Raw genomic sequence first — 19219 nt, forward strand, 5'->3', positions numbered from 1 at the left:
CAGACCGCCAGACCGCCAGACCGCCAGACCGCCAGACCGCCAGACCGCCAGACCGCCAGACCGCCAGACCGCCAGACCGCCAGACCGCCAGACCGCCAGACCGCCAGACCGCCAGACCGCCAGACCGCCAGACCGCCAGACCGTTAGTCGGTTAGACCGTCAGACGGTCAGACCGTCACACAGTTAGGCCACCAAGCTGTTAGACGGTTAGGCGGTTAGACCGCCACACCGTTAATCGCTGCCCACCCGAGGCGCGGCAGGCGCCACCGGCGCCTGCGCTACGTCCGCCGGACCCGCCGGACCCGCGTCGCACCGCCCGGCTCGCGCAACCCGCCCAGCACCACCGGAAATGCCCGCCTGAGGAGGCACTCGTGTCCACCGCCACCGTCGATCTGACCGATCCCAGCCTCTGGGCCCGGCCCGACGTCGGCGGCATCGTCGCCGATCTGCGGGCTCAGGCTCCCGTCCACCGCACCGAAAACGCGCTCGACGGGGCCGTCTGGTCCGTGCTCGGTTACGACCTCGGCTCCCGCGTCCTCACCGACGCGGCCACCTTCAGCTCCACCGGCGGATCGCTGCTCGGGACCGGTGGCACCCCGGCCGGCGCCGGGAAGATGATGGCGCTCTCCGACGGGCCGCGGCATCGTGAACTGCGGGCGCCCGTCCTGCCGTACTTCTCGCCCAAGGGCGTGCGCGGCGCGGCTCAGAGCATCACCGAGCTGGCCAAGAAAGTCGTCAGGGGCGCTGTCGAGCAGGGTGAAGCCGATCTCGTCGACGTCCTCGCCACCGTGCCGCTCGTCGTGATGTGTGATCTGCTCGGCATTCCCGGCGACGATCGCGATCTGGTCGTCTCCGTCTGCGACGAAGCCTTCCTCGCCCAGACGCCGGACGCGCGCCGCGCCGGGCATCAGAAGCTCCTGCCTTACCTGTTCGAGAAGGTCGTCCAGCGGCGCAAGAACCCGGCCGACGATCTGATCAGCACCCTCGCCACCCACCGCATCAACGGACGGCGCCTGCCGATCGAGGACGTCGTGCTCAACCTGGACAACATCGTCGTCGGCGGGGTGCAGACCGTGCGGCACACCGCGGCCATGAGCGTCCACGCGCTGATGCAGCGCCCCGACCTCTGGAAAGCGCTGGCCGACGGCGCCGACCTCGACCTCGCCACCGACGAGCTGCTGCGGTTCACCTCCGTCGGCCTGCACGTCCTGCGCACCGCCACCACCCAGGTCGAGCTCGGTGGGCACGTCATCGACGCGGGCGACAAGGTCGCCGTCTGGACGTGGTCGGCCGACCACGACCCCACGATGTTCGACCGGCCCGACGAGCTCCTGCTCGACCGGTCGCCGAACCGGCACCTCGCCCTCGGCGTCGGCGCGCACTACTGCGTCGGCGCGCCGCTGGCCAAGGCCGAGCTGAAGGCGATTTACGCCGCGCTGCTGGATCAGGTCGCCGTGCTGGAACCGGCCGGCGACGCGGTGCACAACCGCTCGATCATCAACTTCGGCTTCGACCACCTCCCGGTGCGCCTGCGGGCCCGCTGAGCGCGACGGAACGGACACCAGCCATGACACAAGCACCCGTGCGAGAGACAAGGCCCGCCGCGATGTGGGGCAAGGTCGGCCTCCTGCTCACCGGCCAGGGCGTCTCCCTGATCGGCGACCAGGTGTTCTTCATCGCCGCCGTCTGGGCCGCCGCCCAGCTCGGCGGGACGGCCGCCGTCACCTGGGTGACCCTGGCCGAGTCCGTGCCGCGCGCGCTCGCGATGATCTTCGGCGGCGTCATCTGCGACGCCTTCGGGCCCCGCTCGGTCCTGCTGCGCACGACGTCGGTGCGGATCGCCGTGCTGGCCGTCTCGGTCGTGGTCGCGCTGTCCGCGCAGTCCGTGACGCTGCTGGTCGTCGTCGCGGCGCTCGAAGGCGCGATGCTCGGGCTCGGGTCGCCGTCGTTCGGCACGCTCATGCCGCGCATGGTCCCGAAGGACCGCTTGAGCACGGCGAATTCGGTCCGCACCATGGTCGCCCGGTTCGCCCCGATCCTCGGGTCGCCGTTCGGCGCCTGGCTGGTCGCGACCGGGCACCTCGGTGTCGCCCTCGCCGTGGTCTGCGGCGGCTGCATGGTTTCGCTCGTCTGCCTCGCCCCGGCGACGAAGGCGATCGACGCGCCGCGCACCGTGTCGAGCGTTCCGCTGTGGCGGCGCTCGGGTGACGGCCTCAAGCTGCTGCGCGCCGACCGCCGGCTGCGGTTGCTGTTCCTTTCCGGGCTGTGCCTGGACTTCGCGTTCGCGTGGCCGATGAACCCCGGCCTGCCCGAGGTCGTCATCGAACGCGGCTGGGCGGTTTCCGCGGTCGGTCTCCTCATCGCCTGCTGGGCGGCGGGCGCGCTGGTGTCCGCCGGGCTCGGCGCCCTGCTCGGCGACCGCGTGCCGATTTCGGTGCGGCTCGTCGGCAGCGGGATCGGCATCGCGGTTCTGTTGCTGGGCATGGTCCTGGTGCCGTCGCTGTGGGCGATGGCCGGGATGGCCGTCTTGCTGGGCGTGTGCTCCGGGCAGAACGGCCCGGCCGCGGTGACGCTCTACCAGCAGGCCGCGCCGATGGACCGCCTCGGCGTCGCCATGTCGATGGTGTCGCTGTCCGGCATCGGCTGCGCGCCGCTCGCCTACGCCGTGTCCGGCGCCATCGCCAGTTTCACCACTCCCGTCGTCGCCTGGATCTGCAGCGCCCTGCTCGCCTTCGGCGGTCCGGTGTTCGCGGCCCGGGCCCTGCGCCTGCCCCAGTGAAGGGATCTCCCGTGCGTCCGTTGTCGTTCGGCCAGCAGCGCCTGTGGTTCCTGGACCAGCTGGAAGGCCCCAGTGCGACCTACAACGTCCCGTTCCCGCTGCGCCTGCGCGGCCGCCTCGACCGCCGCGCGCTGCGGCAGGCGGTCGCCGACGTCCTCGGCCGGCACGAAATCCTGCGCACCGTCATCCCGGTCGACGGTGGCGTACCCGGCCAGCAGGTCCTGTCCACTGTGGACGCGGCCGCACGGCTGATCTTCGACGTCCGGTCCGGCGACGATCTCACCGAAGCGATCGCCCGGCCCTTCGACCTCGCCGCGGACCTCCCGCTGCGCGTCACGCTGTTCGAACTCGGCCCGGACGACCACATCCTGCTGCTCGTGCTGCACCACATCGCCTGCGACGGCTGGTCGCTCGGTCCGCTCGGCCGTGACCTGGCAAGCGCTTACACGGCGCGGCTCGACGGCCGGGCGCCGGACTGGGAACCGCTCCCGGTGCAGTACCTGGACTTCAGCGAGTGGCAGCGCGAGGTGCTCGGCACCGAGGACGACCCGGACAGCCTGCTCTCGGCCCAGCTCGCCTACTGGACCGAACGGCTCGCGGGCATCCCCGAACGCATGGTCCTGCCCGCCCACCGCACCGGCGGTACGACCGGCGCCGCGGGGCTCGTCGAAATCGACATCCCCGCTGACGTGCACGCCCGGCTCGTCGCGGTGACGCGCGCCGCGCGCTGCACGCCGTTCATGGGCCTCCAGGCGGCGCTGGCCGCGGTGCTGCACCGCTGGGGCGCGGGCGACGACATCGTGCTCGGCACCCCGGTGGCCGGCCGCGGCGAGGAAGCCCTGGAAGACCTCGTCGGCTTCTTCGTCAACACCTTGGTCCTGCGCACCGACCTGAGCGGCGACCCCGGTTTCACCGAACTCCTGGCCCGGGTCCGCGACACCGGCCTCGACGCCTACGCCCACCAGGACGTCCCGTTCGACCGGCTGGTCGACCGCCTCGGCGCCGGCCGGTCCGCGCACCCGCTGTTCCAGGTCATGGTCGTCCTCCAGCACGACGACGGGACGGCGGTCACCCTGCCCGGCCTCGACGTCCAGCCGGTTCCCTTGGATCTGGCGACCGCCAAGCTCGACCTCAGCGTGGTCTTCGCCGAGCACGCGGACGGCGTCTCGTGCCAGTTCGAGTACGCCGTCGACCTGTTCGAGAAGTCCACTGTGGATGCAATGGCGGACATGCTGGTGCGCCTGCTCGACCTAGCACTGTCCGATCCGGACCGTCCACTCGGGACTCTGGAACTCGCAAAAGTCGAAGCCGTCGAGACGGAAGCCGCTCCCGAGGTCGCGCCGGTGACCTTCCGCGGCGCCCGGACCGCCCGGGAAGAGATCCTCTGCGCCCTGTTCGCCGACGTCCTCGGGCTCGACAGCGTCGGCCTCGACGACGGCTTCTTCGCCCTCGGCGGCCACTCCCTGCTCGCCACCCAGCTGATCAGCCGTGTCCGCACGGCGTTGACCGCCGAACTCGGTGTCCGCGCGCTCTTCCGCGCCCCGACCGTCGCCGGAATCCTCGCCACTCTCGACGCCCAGGCGCCCGGCCCGGTCCGCCCGGCCCTCACCCCGCGACCGCGCCCGGACCGCGTGCCGCTGTCGTCGGCGCAGCGGCGGCTGTGGTTCCTCGCCGGGATCGACGGCCAGGACCGCGCGTACAACATCCCGCTCACCCTCGGGCTCACCGGGCCGGTCGACGTCGCCGCGCTGGCCGCCGCCTGCCGGGACGTCGTCACCCGCCACGAAACCCTGCGCACGGTGTTCCCGGTGGCGAACGGCGAGCCGTGGCAGCACGTCCTGCCGCCCGGTGAGGTGCTCGAAGTCGTCGACTGCGCGCCGAACGAGCCGGCCGTACTGGCCGAGGCGGCCGGGAGCGCCGCGTTCGACCTGGCCCGCGAGATCCCGCTGCGCGCGCGGCTGTTCCGCGCCGGCGACGAGTCCGTCCTCGTGCTCTGCCTGCACCACATCGCCGCCGACGGCTGGTCGACCGGCCCGCTGATGGCCGATCTCGCCACCGCGTACACCGCCCGGCTCGCCGGGCGGCCGCCGGCGTGGCCGCCGCTGCCGGTCCAGTACGCCGACTACGCGCTCTGGCAGGCCGACCTGCTCGGCGACGAGGCCGACCCGGACAGCCTGGCGGCCCGCCAGCTGCACTACTGGACCGAGACGCTCGCCGGGCTGCCCGACGAACTCGCGCTCCCGGCCGATCGGCCCCGCCCGGTCACCCCCAGCTACCGCAAGGACGTCGTCTCCGCCGACGTCGACGCGGCCACCCACGCGGCGCTCAAGGCCCTGGGCCGGGACAACCAGGCCACGCTGTTCATGGTCGTCCAGGCGGCGTTCGCGCTGCTGCTGACCCGGCTCGGCGCGGGCGAGGACGTCCCGATCGGCACGCCCGTCGCCGGTCGCGGCGAGGAGGCGCTCGACGACCTCGTCGGGTTCTTCGTCAACACCCTCGTGCTCCGCACCGACACCTCGGGCGCGCCGACGTTCCGCGAGCTGCTCACCCGCGTCCGCGACGCCGACCTCGGTGCCTTCGCCCACCAGGACCTGCCGTTCGAGCGCGTCGTCGAAGAGCTCAACCCGCCGCGCCTGCTGGCCCGGCACCCGCTGTTCCAGGTGCTGCTCTCCTTCCTCGGCAGCGAAACCTCAGGTGACGGGTGGAGCCTGCCGGGGCTGACCGTGACGGCCGGGGACACCGTGTCGGGCACCGCCAAGTTCGACCTCGGCCTGACGGTCGAGGACCGCCGCGCCGGGCTCGGGTGCAGCCTCGAGTTCGCCACCGACCGGTTCGACCGCGCCACCGCGCAGGACATCGTCGACCGTCTCGTGCGTCTCCTGCAAGTGGTCGCCGCGAACCCGGAGTCGCGAGTGGACAGTGCCGACTTGTTGTCCGATGTGGACCACCGGCAGCTGGCGCAGTGGAACGACACCGCGGCGCCGGTCTCGGCCGCGACGCTGCCGGAGCTGTTCGCCCGGCAGGTGGCGCGGACGCCGGACGCGACCGCCGTCGTGTTCGAGGGCGACTCGCTGACGTACGCGGAGTTCGACATCCGCGTGAACCGGCTCGCACGGGCCCTGAGCGGCCAGGGCGTCCGGCCCGGCGACGTCGTCGCGGTGCAGCTGCCGCGCTCGATCGACCTGGTGGTCGCGGTGTACGCCGTGCACCGCGCCGGTGCGGCGTACCTGCCCGTGGACCCGGGCTACCCGGCCGACCGGGTGGCGTTCATGCTCGCCGACGCCCGGCCCGCGCTGGTCCTCACCCCCGGCACGGACCTGGACGGCGACGGCCCGCTGCCCGTCCTCACCCCGGATCACCCGGCCTACGTGATCTACACGTCCGGCTCGACCGGCCGCCCCAAGGGCGTGCTGATGTCGCACGCCGGGATCGCCAACCACCTCGCCTGGATGCAGGCCGAGCACCCGCTGACCGGCGGCGACCGGGTGCTGCAGAAGACGCCGTCCAGCTTCGACGTCTCCGTCCTCGAGTTCTTCCGCCCGCTGCTGGCCGGCGCGACCCTGGTCGTCGCGCGGCCCGACGGGCACCGCGATCCCGCGTACCTCCTCGACACGATCCGCGCCGAGCGCGTCACCGTGCTGTACGTCGTGCCCGGCATCCTCGACGGGATCCTCGGGCTGTCCGAAGAGGACTGCCCGGCGCTGCGGCAGGTGTTCTGCGGCGGCGAAGTCCTGACCGCCGCGCTGGCCGGCCGCTGTGCGACCACGTTGACCGCCGAGCTGATCAACCTCTACGGCCCGACCGAGGTCGCCGTCGACGCCACCGCCCACGCCGTCGGCACCGGACCGGTGACGATCGGCGCGCCGGTGTGGAACACTCGCGCGTACGTGCTGGACGGCCGGCTGAGCCCGGTACCGCCGGGCGTGCCGGGGGAGCTGTACCTCGCCGGCGCGCAGCTCGCGGACGGCTACCTGCACCGCGGCGGCCTGACCGCGGACCGGTTCCTCGCCGACCCGTTCGGCGGGCCGGGGGCGCGGATGTACCGGACCGGCGACCTGGTCCGCTGGACCGCCGGCGGCGAGCTGGACTACCTCGGCCGGACCGACGAGCAGGTGAAACTCCGCGGCCTGCGCGTCGAACCCGGCGAGATCGCGGCCGTCGCCGCCGAGTACCCGGGCGTGCGCGAGGCGGCTGTCGTCCTGCGCGAGGACCGGCCGGGCGACCAGCGCCTGGTCGCCTACGTCGTCGGCGCCGCCGACCCGGACGCGCTGCGGGACCACGTCGCGGCGTTCGTCCCGCGGCACCTCGTGCCGTCGGCGTTCGTGACGCTGGCCGAGCTGCCGAGGACGCCGAACGGCAAGCTGGACCGCAACGCTCTTCCCGTGCCGGACCTCGTCACCGGAGCTGCGAGGGAACCGCGTGACGCCCGTGAAGAAATCCTTTGCGGACTCTTCGCGGACGTCCTCGGCGTCGAGCGGGTCGGAATCGACGACGGCTTCTTCGACCTCGGCGGCCACTCCCTGCTCGCGACGAAGCTGGTCAGCCGGATCCGCGCCGCGTTCGGCGCGGAGATCGGCATCGGCGACCTGTTCGACGCGCCCACCGTCGCCACGCTCGCCCCGCGACTGTCCACAGCGGACGCTGCCCGACCGGCGCTGAAGCCGATGTCACGACCCGAGCTGATGCCGCTTTCCCCGGCGCAGCAACGGCTGTGGTTCATCCTGCAGTTCGGTGACGATACCGGCGCCTACGACATGCCGCTCGCTCTGCGGCTGCGGGGCGAGCTGGACCGGGACGCGCTGAGCGCGGCCCTCGGCGACGTCGTCGAGCGGCACGAAGTCCTGCGCACGATCTTCCCGTCGGTCGACGGCGAGCCGCACCAGGTGGTCCTGGACGGCCGGCGGCCGGAGCTGACGGCCTCCGAAGCACGGCCGTTCGACCTGACGTGCGAGCCGCCGTTCCGCGCGTCGCTGGTCGCCGACGCGCCGGACGACCACGTGCTCCTGCTGACGCTGCACCACATCGCCGCCGACGGCTGGTCCATGGGCCCGCTCGTCGACGACCTCACCGAGGCCTACACCGCGCGCCGCGACGGCCACGCGCCGGAGTGGGCGCCGCTGCCGGTCCAGTACGGCGATTACACGCTCTGGCAACGGGATCTGCTCGGCGACGCCGACGATCCGGCGTCGCTGCTGGCCGCCCAGCTGGCCTACTGGCGGGAGCAGCTCGCCGGTATCCCGGACGAGCTGCCGCTGCCGTCCGACCGGCCGCGCCCCGCGGTGGCGTCCCACCGGGGCGACTCGGTGCCGGTGGAGATCGGCGCCGAACTGAGCGATCGGCTACGCGCGCTGGCCGGCTCCGCGCAGGTGACGCTGTTCATGGTGCTGCAGGCCGCGCTCGCCACCGTGCTGACCCGGTCGGGCGCGGGCGAGGACGTCCCGATCGGCACGGCCATCGCCGGCCGCACCGACGAGGCCCTGGACGGCCTCATCGGGTTCTTCGTCAACACCCTCGTCCTGCGCACCGACACCAGCGGCGCCCCGAGCTTCCGCGACCTGCTCGGCCGCGTCCGCGAAACCGACCTCGCCGCCTACGCCCGGCAGGACGTCCCGTTCGAGCGACTGGTGCACGAGCTGAACCCGGCCCGGTCACTGGCCCGGCACCCGCTGTTCCAGGTGTTCCTGGTCCTGCAGAACACCGGCGACGCGGACCTGAGCCTGCCCGGCCTCGACGTCACCCCCGAGGTCCTGGACTCCGACGCGGTGAAGTTCGACCTCGGCCTGAACCTCGCCGAGCACGCCGGCGGGATCACCGGCTCGCTGTCCTTCGCCGCCGACCTGTTCGACCACGCGACCGCCCACGCACTCGCCGACCGGCTGGTCCGTCTCCTGTCCGTCGTCGTCGCCGAGCCGGACACCCCGGTCGACCGGATCGATCTGCTGTCCGATGTGGACCGCCGGTCGCTCACGGAGTGGACGGCGACCGAGGCGCCCCTCTCGTCGGAGACGTTGCCGGAACTGTTCTCCCAGCAGGTGTCGCGCACACCGGACGCGACCGCGGTGGTCTTCGACGGCGAGTCGCTGACCTACGCCGGACTCGACGGCCGGATCGAGAGCCTGGCCAGGGCGCTGAGCGGCCACGGCGTCCGGCCCGGCGACGTCGTCGCGGTGCAGTTGCCGCGGTCGCTCGACCTGGTCGTCGCGGTCCACGCCGTCCACCGCGCCGGCGCGGCCTACCTGCCGGTCGATCCCGGCTACCCGGCCGAGCGGATCAAGTTCCTTCTCGACGACGCGCGGCCGTCGCTGGTGCTGACCGAGGACACTCGCCTCACCGGTGCCGGGCCGCTGCCCGCGATCACCGCGAGCCACCCGGCGTACGTGATCTACACGTCCGGCTCGACCGGGCGGCCCAAGGGCGTGCTGATGTCGCACGCCGGAATCGTCAACCACCTGGCGTGGATGCAGGCCGACTACCCCCTCGGCCCCGGCGAGCGGGTGCTGCAGAAGACGCCGTCCGGCTTCGACGTCTCGGTGTGGGAACTGTTCTGGCCCTTGCTGACCGGCGCGACGCTGGTGATCGCGCGGCCCGACGGGCACCGCGATCCCGCGTACCTCCGGGACGTGATCCGCGCCGAACGCGTCACCGTAGCGCACTTCGTCCCGGCGATGCTGGAAGCGTTCCTCTCCGAACCCGGCTCCGGCGAAACCCCGCTGCGGCAGATCTTCTGCGGCGGTGAAGCGCTTACCCCGGCACTGGCCGAGCGGTGCGCGGCGACGCTGCCCGCGCGACTGTCCAATTTCTACGGACCGACCGAGTTCGCCGTCGAGGCGAGTCATCATCCTTTCACCTCCGGAGAATCCACTGTCCCCATCGGACGTCCGGTGTGGAACACCCGCGCGTACGTGCTCGACGGGCGGCTCGACCCGGTCCCGCCCGGCGTGCCCGGTGAACTCTGGCTCGCCGGGATCCAGCTCGCCGACGGCTACCTGCACCGCCCCGGCCTGACCGCCGAACGGTTCGTGCCCGACCCGAGCACCCCCGGCGCGCGGATGTACCGCACCGGCGACCTGGTGCGCTGGACCCACGCGGGCGAGCTGGAGTACCTCGGCCGCACCGACGACCAGGTCAAACTCCGCGGACAACGTCTGGAGCTGGGCGAAGTCGCCGGCGCGGCGGCCCGGCACCCGGGCGTCACGCAGGCCGTCACCGTCGTGCGGGAAGACGTCCCGGGCGACCGGCGGCTCGTCCTGTACTACACCGGTGACGCGACCGACGTCCGAAACCATCTCGCGGCCGTCCTGCCGGAGTTCATGGTCCCGGCCGCGGTCGTCGCGCTGCCGGAGTTCCCGTTGACCCCCAACGGGAAGATCGACCGTCGCGCCTTGCCCGCCCCGGACGCGGAGGCCGGCTCGTACCGCGCGCCGCGGGACCCGGCCGAAGAGATCCTTTGTGGACTGTACGCCGAGCTGCTCGGCGCCGGCCGGGTCGGGATCGACGACGGCTTCTTCGACCTCGGCGGCCACTCGCTGCTGGCGACCCGGCTGATCAGCCGGGCCCGCACCGCGCTCGGCGTCGAGCTGGGCATCCGGGACCTGTTCCAGGCGCCGACCGTCGCCGGGCTCGCGGCCCGGATCGACCACGGCCGGCCCGTCCGGCCCGCGCTGCGCCCGCGTCCGCTGCCCGACCGGATCCCGCTGTCCCACGCCCAGCACCGGCTCTGGTTCCTCAACCAGCTGCACGGCCGTGACGCCGGGTACGCCGTCGTCTGCGCGTTGCGGCTCACCGGCCAGCTCGACCGCGGGGCCCTGGCCGGCGCGCTCGCCGACGTCACCGGCCGCCACGAGTCCCTGCGCACGATCTTCCCCGAGCTGGACGGCAGCCCGTGCCAGCAGATCCTGGACGTCTCCGAGATTCCCTTGGACGTCCGCGCGATCGCCGAGTCCGATCTGTCCGAAGCACTCGACGCGGCGGCGGCCGCGACCTTCGATCTCACCACCGACCGGCCGTTCCGGCCCGAGCTGCTCGCGCTCGGCGCGGACGACCACGTGCTGGTGCTGGTGCAGCACCACATCGTCAGCGACGGCTGGTCGATGGGCCCGCTCGTCCGCGACCTCTCGGCCGCCTACACCGCCCGGTGCGCGGACGAGCGTCCGAAGTGGACGCCGTTACCGGTCCAGTACCGCGACTACGCCCTGTGGCAGCACGACGTCCTGGGTGATCCGGACGACGACGGCTCGATCCTCGGCGCCGAGCTGGCGTACTGGCGCGAGCGCCTCGCCGGGCTCCCGGAGGAGCTGGCGCTGCCGGCCGACCGGCAACGGCCCGCCGTGGCCGAGCACCACGGCGACTCGGTGCCGGTCGAGATCGACGCCGAACTCCACAATGGACTGCGAGAGCTGGCGCGCGACGGCGGTGTCACGCTCTTCATGGTGCTGCAGGCCGCGTTCGCCGTCCTGCTGAGCCGGCTCGGCGCCGGGGACGACATCCCGATCGGCACGCCGGTCGCCGGTCGCACCGACGAAGCCCTCGACGACCTCGTCGGGTTCTTCGTCAACACCCTGGTCCTGCGCGTCGACACGGCGGGGGAGCCAACGTTCCGCGAGCTGCTCGCCCGCGTCCGCGAAACCGACCTCGGCGCGTTCGCGCACCAGGACGTCCCGTTCGAGCGGCTCGTCTACGAGCTGAACCCGGCCCGGTCGCTGGCCCGGCACCCGCTGTTCCAGGTGCTGTTCGTGCTGCAGAACGCCGACGACGCCGACCTCGAACTGCCCGGCCTGCGCGTCAGCGGCGAGCCGGTCGCGGTGCGGACCGCGGCGTTCGACCTCGCGCTGTCGCTGCACGAGCTGGACCCCGGCCGGGCGTCCGGCATCGGCGGCGGGCTCACGTACCGCACCGACCTGTTCGACCGCTCCACGGTCGACAGTTTCGTGACGCGGCTGGTCCGGCTGCTGACGGCGGCGGTCGCGTCGCCGGACACCCCGATCGGCGGCCTGGAGCTGCTGGCGCCGGGGGAGCGACGCCGGCTGCTGGCCGCGCCGGACCCGGTGGACTTCGGCCCGTGGCGCGCGGTGCCGGACCAGGTCGCCCGCACCGAGGGCGTCGCGGTCGTGAGTGACGACGGCGAACTCGGCTACGCGGAGCTGAACCGGCGCGCCAACCAGCTGGCGGGGTACCTCGGGATCGCGCGGGGCACGCTCGTCGGCGTCTGCCTGCCGCGCGGGCCGGAACTGCTCGTCGCCCAGCTCGCCGTGATGCGGGCCGGGGGCGCGTACGTGCCGCTCGACCCGGGTTATCCGGCCGACCGGCTGGCGTACATGCTCGCCGACGCCGCCGCGCCGATCGTCGTCACGACCACTTCGCTGGCCGCGCGGGTGGCCGGCACCGCCCGCGTGTTGTGCCTCGACACCGAAGCCGCCGCCATCGCGGCCCAGCCGATCGAGGCGCCGCCGGTCTCGCTCAGCCAGCGCGACGCCGCGTACGTCATCTACACCTCCGGCTCGACGGGCAAGCCGAAGGGCGTCGTCCTCGACCACACCGGCCTGGCTCACCTTTGTGCCTGGTACCAAGGAGAATTCGGCGTCACCGCCGCCGATCGAGGCGGGCACGTGGCCGCACTCGGGTTCGACGCCACCGTCTTCGAGACCTGGCCGCTGCTCACCGTGGGCGCGTCGGTGCACCTGCCGGCGCAGCGCGTGCTCGACGACACCGGCGCCCTCGCCGAGTGGCTCGCGGAGTCCGGGATCACCGTGGCGTTCCTGCCCACGCCCCGGCTGGAACTGATGCTCGACGAGCCCGGGTTCGCCGGCCCGGACCTGCGGGTCGTCGTCGCCGGGGGTGACCGGCTGCGGCGCCGTCCGTCGGCCGGAGACGGTTTCCGGCTGGTCAACGGCTACGGGCCGACCGAGTGCAGCGTGATGGCCACCGGCGGCGACGTCACGCCGGACGGCGACGGGCCGCCCGGCATCGGCGGGCCGGTGCCGAACACCCGGGTCTACGTCCTGGACCGCCGGCTGAACCCGGTGCCGGCCGGGGTTCCGGGGGAGCTGTACCTGGCCGGGGCCGGGCTCGCGCGCGGCTACCTCGGCCGCCCGGGCCTGACCGCGGGCGCGTTCGTCGCGGACCCGTTCGGCGGGCCGGGGGAGCGGATGTACCGCACCGGCGACGTCGTGCGGTGGCGGCGCGACGGCGGGCTCGACTTCCTCGGCCGGGCCGACCAGCAGGTCAAGGTCCGTGGGGTGCGGATCGAGCTGGGCGAGATCGACGCCGTGCTCGGTCGCTGCCCCGGCGTCCGCCAAGCGGTGACGGTGCTGCGTGACGACCGGCTCGTCGCGTACCTGGCCGCGGAGTCCGGCGTCTCGCCGAAGTCCCACGCCGAGGCGTTCCTGCCCGCGAACATGGTGCCGTCGGCGATCGTCGTGCTGGACGACCTCCCGCTGACCCCGAACGGGAAGCTCGACCGGACGGCGCTGCCCGCTCCGGCCCGGGTCGTCGCGGCCGGCCGCGCGCCGCGGACGGCGCTGGAGCGCGCGCTCTGCGGGCTGTTCACCGAGGTGCTCGACGTGCCCGAGGTGTCGGTCGACGACGGCTTCTTCGACCTCGGCGGCCACTCGCTGCTCGCCGGGCGGCTGATCAGCCTGATCCGCCGGGAACTGGGCGCTGAGCTGGGCATTCGGGTGCTGTTCGAGACCCCGACCGTCGCCGGTCTGGCGCGGCGGCTGGGTACCGGCACGGCCACCGGCACCGACCGCGACGAGCTGGCCGTCCTGCTGCCGCTGCGTGCGGACGGCGCGGGGGCGCCGCTGTTCTGCGTCCACCCGGCGGCGGGCATCGGCTGGGTGTACTCGGGTCTGCTGGCGCACGTCGACCGGCCGGTGTACGCGCTGCAGTCGCGCGGCCTGACCCAGCCCGATCGCCGGCCGGGCACCGTCGACGAGCTGGTCAAGGACTACCTGGAGCAGATCCGCCGGGTGCGCCCACACGGGCCGTACCACCTGCTGGGCTGGTCGTTCGGCGCGCAGGTCGCGCACGCGATGGCCGCGCAGCTGCAGGCCCAGGGCGAGGAGGTCGGGTTGCTGGCGATGCTGGACGGCTACCCGCCGAGCGGTGCTGCGCCTTCGGATGAGCCGCTCGCCGCGTTGCTGGGCTCGCTCGGCCACGACTTGTCGGCTCGGCCGGACTCGGCGCCGCTGGAGCTGCCGGAGTTCCGCTCGATCCTGCTCGCGGAGGGCAGCCCGCTGGCCGCGCTGGCGCCGGGGGCGGTGGACGCGTTGCCGGAGGTGTTCGCGCACAACAGCACGCTCGCCCGGACGCACCGGCCGAGCGGGTTCGCCGGGGATGTCCTGTTCTTCCGCGCCACGGAGGGGAAACACGCCGGTTCGCCGTCGCCGTCGATGTGGGAGCCGTACGTCGAGGGGCGGTTGGCGGTGCACGAAGTCGCGGCCCGGCACGGCGAGCTGATGCGGCCCGGATCGCTGGCCGGGATCGGCCCCGTCGTGGCGGCGAGGCTGGCCGAGGCAGGCTGGTCGTGAGTGTTGAGGGCGGTTAGAACCCGACTCACCACTCACGACCGGAACCTCGCCGGTCCGCGCCAAGCAGGCCCGGTACCCAGCCACCGCACCAGAAGTCACATGCGCCACACCAGTACCGGTCGTGAGTGTTCAGGGGGGTTAGAACCCTCCTAAACACTCACGACAAGCCGCGGCAGACCCGGCAGCGGCAGCCGGAACCCGGGAGGTCACCAAAAGCAGGCCCCAACCCCGCTGAGCACTCACGACCCCAGCCCGGCGGAGTCTCGTCAGACCGCCAGGCGGTGGTCCAGGCCCAGGGCGTTCACCAGGTCCAGGGTGCGGAACCGGGTGCGGTCCGGGCCGGCCGGGCGGATCAGGCCGTGCTGGACCAGACGGCGGACGAACCGGGCGCCGGCCGCGGCCGGGATTCCGGTCAGGCCCGCGACGTCGACCACCGACCAGCCCGCGTCGAGGCCCGTCAGGCGGGCCAGGAGGGACACCTCGGCCGCGTCCAGGCCGCGGACCGCCGAGTCGAGGGTGTCGCGCAGGCCCGGCAGGTGGTCCGCGGTCAGAGCGAACGGGTCGGTCCGGACGTGCTCCAGCACGGCCGCCGGCTCGTAGACCAGGAACCAGCAGGCGGCCGCCTCGAGTGCGGCCGGGATGCCGTCGAGACGGCGGCAGAGCGCGGCGACGTCCGCGGCCGTCGTCCGGTCGAGGGTGAACCCCGGCCGGACCTGGCGAACCTCGCGGACCAGCAGCCGGACCGACGGCACCGCCGCCAGCGCGACCGGGTCGTCGGTGCCGGGCTCGGGGACGGCGAGCGGCGTCAGCGGGAAGACCCGCTCGCCGGGCAGGCCGAACGGCGCCGGGGCGGTGGCGAGGACCCGCAGCCCGCGGCATTCGCGCAGCAGGACGGCCAGATCGTCCAGCCGGACGCGGTCCGGTTCGTGGCCGTCGAGGACCAGCAGGGCCGGGCGGTCGCCGATGAGCACGGCGAGGTCGCCGGGGCCGGCCGGCCCGCCGGTTCTCAGCAGCGGGTTCCGCTCGGACGACCACAGCACGAGGACGCCGCCGGATTCGTGCACGCCGCCCGCGACCTCCTGGGCCAGCCGGCTCTTCCCGACGCCGCCCAGCCCGGTGATGGTCACCAGCCGGTGGCTGCCCGCGGCCAGGAGCTCGTGGACGGCGGCGACCTCTTCATCACGGCCGAGCAGCGCGTCCAGGGGCGTGGGCGGTGGTGCCGGGTCGGCGCACCGGAGCCGCAGGTCGCCGGCCGCGACGTGATAGCCGGCCGCCTCGAAGTCGGCGCGTTCGCGGCCCCGCAGGCCGAGGCCGTCGGCGATCAGCCGCACGGTGTCCCGGCGCGGCCGGTGCGCCCGCCCGGACTCGAGATCGCGGATGGCGCGAATGCTCACCGTGGACAGGTCCGCCAATTGACGCTGGGTGGCACCGCGTTTTGTGCGATGCGCCTTCAGCAGTTCACCGAATTTCCGCTGCACGAATCGTCCGTTCCTGTCAGCGCCGTTCCCGATCACGGGGCCCGGCTGTCCGGATGCGGTTTCCGCCATGGGACGAGCATCGTGAGCACGGCTATCCCGGCGGTATCACGGAGCCACTGCGGGGGCGATAACCCGGACGATAACGACTGTGACACCCACGCGATAGCGGCGCGATGCCGAGCTTTCCTAACGTCGGTGGGGCAGGTAGCGCAGTAATTCATCAGCTCACGAACGAAAAGAGAGACGACGGTGCGTATTCTCCCGGCCCTCACCGCGATCGCCGCGGCGGTTCTCCTCCCGGTCCTCGCCGCCACGACGGCCCAGGCGGCGCCCGCGGACACCCCGTGGCCGGCGACGGCCGGCGACACGCCGTGGGGCACCGGCCCGGCCGACACCCCCTGGGCGGCGCCGTCGGACACCCCGTGGACCGGCACCGGCGACACGCCCTGGACCGGCACCGCGTCCGACACCCCGTGGTGACCCCGGCCGTCGCCGCCCACGCCGTCGTGAGTGGTAATTCGGGTTAGAACCCTCATTGCCACTCACGACAACCGGCACCGCACGCAAGCCGGGCGAACCGGTCACCCAGACAGCGCCTGCAATGCCGCCAGGTCGGCGCGCACCCCGTCATCGGGTGCGCCACCGGTGATCCGCTCGTGCAGCTCCAACGCCTCCACCAGCAGCCGTTCCGCCGTGTCGCGGCGGCCCAGCTGCGCGTGCACCAGGCCCAGCCGGTGCAGGATGCGCGCCTCGCCCGCGAGATCGCGGGCCGCGCGGGCCCGGGTCAGCAGCTCCGTCAGCACGTCGGCGGCCTCCTCGTGCCGGCCCTGGCGCATCATCAGCCCGCTCAGCCGGTACCGCAGCTGGACCTCGACGCGCGGTGTCCCCGTCCGGTCGCAGATCCGCAGCGCCTCGGCCAGGTACGTCCCGGCCCGGTCCTCGTCACCCGCGTCCAGCTCGGTCTGCGCGAGCCGGCCGAGCACGTACGCCTCGCCGACCGGGTCCCCGGCCACCCGGAACTCGATGAGCGCTCGCTCGAACCGCGCCTGCGGGTCCGCGCCGCGGGCCTCGTCGACCAGGGCCAGGTTGCGGTGCGCCATCGCCTTGCCGTGGGCGTCGCCGAGGTCTTCGAACGTCGCCAGCGCGCGGGCGAGCGGCTCGGCCGCGGCGTCCGGGTGCGCGCGGCTCAGGTGCAGGGAACCCAGTGAGCACAGCAAAGCCGCTTCGCCACGGCGGTTGGCCGCCGCGCGGACGGCGGTCAGGGCCTGCCGGTGCGTGCGCTCCCAGTCGTCGAAGTAGCAGCGGTTCTCGAACAGCGCGACCATCGTGACGGCGAGGTCCCAGGCGTGCTCGTCCAGCCCGGCCTCGGCGGCCAGCGCGACGATCGAGCACAGGTTGTCCTGCTCGTCTTCGAACCACACCAGCGGGTCCGCCAGGATCCGGTCGACGGCGCCGTCGGGCGGCCGCAGCCGGGGCGCCGAGCCGTGCAGCACGGTGAAGTCGCCGCCGTAGATCCGGTGGTGCGCCTCGCACGCGAGGCCCAGCCAGCCGCTCGCGACGCGGGCGAGCGCCGCCCGGCGGCCGCTCGCCTGCTCGTGCTCGTCGAGCTGCTCGCGGGCGAACAGCCGGATGAGGTCGTGGAAGCGGTAGCGCGGGCTGGCGTCCCGCTCGACCGCCGAGATCTCCAGCATCTGCGCGTCGACGAGCCGTTCGAGCAGGTCGGCGGCCTGCAGCGGGTCGACCTCCAGCAGCGCCGCGGCCACCCACACCGGGAAGCTGAGCCGGTCCAGGGCGCTGAGCAGCCGCAGCAGGCGCCGGGCGTCGGCGGCCAGGCCGTCGTAGGTCAGCGCGAGGCTGGCCCGCACCATCAGCTCGCCGTGCGCGAGCTCGTCGAGCCGGCGGCGTTCGTCGGACAGCCGTTCCAGCATCCACGCGAGCGACCAGCTCGGCCGCGCGGCGAGCCGGGCGGCGACGATCCGCAGCGCGAGCGGCAGCCCGCCGACGAGCCGGACCAGCGCGTCGACGGCGGCCGGTTCGGCGGCCACCCGCTCCGCCCCGATCATCATGGCGAGCATCCCGGTCGCCTGGTCCGGATCGAGCACGTCGACGTCCAGGACGCCGGCGCCGGCCAGCCCGGTGAGCCGGACGCGGCTGGTCACCAGCACGACGCAGCTGGCCGTGCCCGGCAGCAGGTCGCGGACCTGGCGCTCCGACCCGGCGTCGTCGAGCACCACGAGCATCCGCTTGCCCGCCAGCCGGTGCCGGTACATCTCCGCGCGTTCGTCGACCGAGCCGGGCACCGCCGGGCCGGGGACGCCGAGGGCGCGCAGGAACCGGCCGAGCACGTCGAGCGGGTCGGCCGGGTGGGCGCGGGTCCCGCCGAGGTCGCAGTAGAGCTGGCCGTCGGGGCAGTGGTCGTCGGCGATCCGGTGCGCGATGTGCACCGCGAGCGCGGTCTTGCCGACGCCGGGCTTGCCCGCCAGCACCACCACCGGGGTCGCGCGGCGGCCCGGATGGCCGAGCAGCAGCTGTTCGGTCTGCTCGATGAGCGCGTCACGGGCGGTGAAGTCGGCGATGTCGGTCGGCAGCTGGAACGGCACCACGGGCGGGTGCGCCGGGGCCGCGGGCGCCTCGGGTGCCGGGCTCCGGCGCAGCCCGGCGTCGTCGGCCAGGATCGCGGACTCCAGCCGGCGCAGCTCGTCCCCGGGCTCGAGGCCCAGCTGGTCGACGAGCAGCTCGCGGCCGGCGCGGTAGGTCTCCAGCGCCTCGGCCTGGCGCCCGGATCGGAAGAGCGCGAGCATCAGCCGGCCGCGCAGCCGTTCGCGCAGCGGGTTCGCCGTCACCTGGCTGGCCAGCTCGCCGATCAGCTGGTGGTGCCGGCCGAGCCGCAGCCCCAGGTCGAAGTGGGCTTCGAGGGCGTTGAGGCGCTGCTCCTCGAGGTGGCTGGCCTTGGCCTCCAGCAGCCGGCTGCCGGTGCCGCTCAGCGCGGGGCCGCGCCACAGCGCGAGCGCCGCGTCGAGCAGCCGGGACGCGTCTTCGAGCGCGCCCGCGCGGGTCTGCTCGGCGGCGGCGGAGACCAGCTCGGCGAACGTCCGGGCGTCGAGCTGCCCGTCGGCCACCAGCAGCTCGTAGCCGGGGCCGCGGGTCACGAGCGTGTCGGGGCCGACGGCGTCGGCCAGCGCGCGCCGCAGCCGGGAGACGCAGATCTGCACCTGCGTCCGCGCCGTCGCCGGGGGATCGTCGTACCAGATGGCCTCGATGAGCTGGTCCAGGCTCACCACGCGGTTCGCGTCGACCAGCAGCGTGGCGAGCACGATCTGCTGGCGGCCGGGCGGGATGCGGAGCTCGCCACCGGCGACGTCCCGGATCTCCAAGGGGCCGAGGATCCGGTAGACGGGCTGCTCGCCGGAGGGCACGCTCGTCGAACTCACACT

At 73.7% G+C, this 19219-nt stretch carries 6 protein-coding genes; 4 read left to right on the forward strand and 2 right to left on the reverse strand.

The window, feature by feature from the left end; all coding sequences use genetic code 11:
• Window positions 1-371: 371 nt before the first annotated feature.
• From ACLJQZ_RS41635 to ACLJQZ_RS41645, 3 genes are read left to right on the forward strand one after another with little or no spacing between them, the layout of a single operon-like run.
• Window positions 372-1544: a cytochrome P450 gene (locus tag ACLJQZ_RS41635; RefSeq protein WP_410626466.1), complete on the forward strand. Its 1173-nt coding sequence runs from the start codon at window positions 372-374 to the stop codon at window positions 1542-1544.
• A 38-nt stretch (window positions 1545-1582) separates the two neighbouring features.
• Window positions 1583-2779 carry an MFS transporter gene (locus ACLJQZ_RS41640; protein ID WP_410626468.1) on the forward strand — a complete coding sequence of 399 codons (1197 nt, stop codon included), beginning with the start codon at window positions 1583-1585 and terminating at the stop codon, window positions 2777-2779.
• A gap of 11 nt (window positions 2780-2790) precedes the next feature.
• On the forward strand, window positions 2791-14307 hold the full coding sequence (locus ACLJQZ_RS41645) for an amino acid adenylation domain-containing protein (RefSeq protein ID WP_410626470.1): 11517 nt from the start codon (window positions 2791-2793) through the stop codon (window positions 14305-14307).
• 266 nt (window positions 14308-14573) lie between these two features.
• On the opposite strand, the gene ACLJQZ_RS41650 is transcribed toward ACLJQZ_RS41645, so the two are convergent.
• Window positions 14574-15854, reverse strand: a complete 1281-nt coding sequence (locus tag ACLJQZ_RS41650) for a helix-turn-helix domain-containing protein (RefSeq protein ID WP_410626472.1) — start codon at window positions 15852-15854, stop codon at window positions 14574-14576.
• A gap of 180 nt (window positions 15855-16034) precedes the next feature.
• On the opposite strand from ACLJQZ_RS41650, the gene ACLJQZ_RS41655 reads away from it, so the two are divergent.
• Window positions 16035-16265, forward strand: a complete 231-nt coding sequence (locus tag ACLJQZ_RS41655) for a hypothetical protein (RefSeq protein WP_410626474.1) — start codon at window positions 16035-16037, stop codon at window positions 16263-16265.
• Between the two features lie 101 nt (window positions 16266-16366).
• On the opposite strand, the gene ACLJQZ_RS41660 is transcribed toward ACLJQZ_RS41655, so the two are convergent.
• Window positions 16367-19216: a BTAD domain-containing putative transcriptional regulator gene (locus ACLJQZ_RS41660; RefSeq protein WP_410626476.1), complete on the reverse strand. Its 2850-nt coding sequence runs from the start codon at window positions 19214-19216 to the stop codon at window positions 16367-16369.
• Between the last annotated feature and the right edge of the window lie 3 nt (window positions 19217-19219).

The sequence above is a fragment of the Amycolatopsis sp. cmx-8-4 genome, assembly GCF_046548675.1.
GTDB lineage: Bacteria > Actinomycetota > Actinomycetes > Mycobacteriales > Pseudonocardiaceae > Amycolatopsis.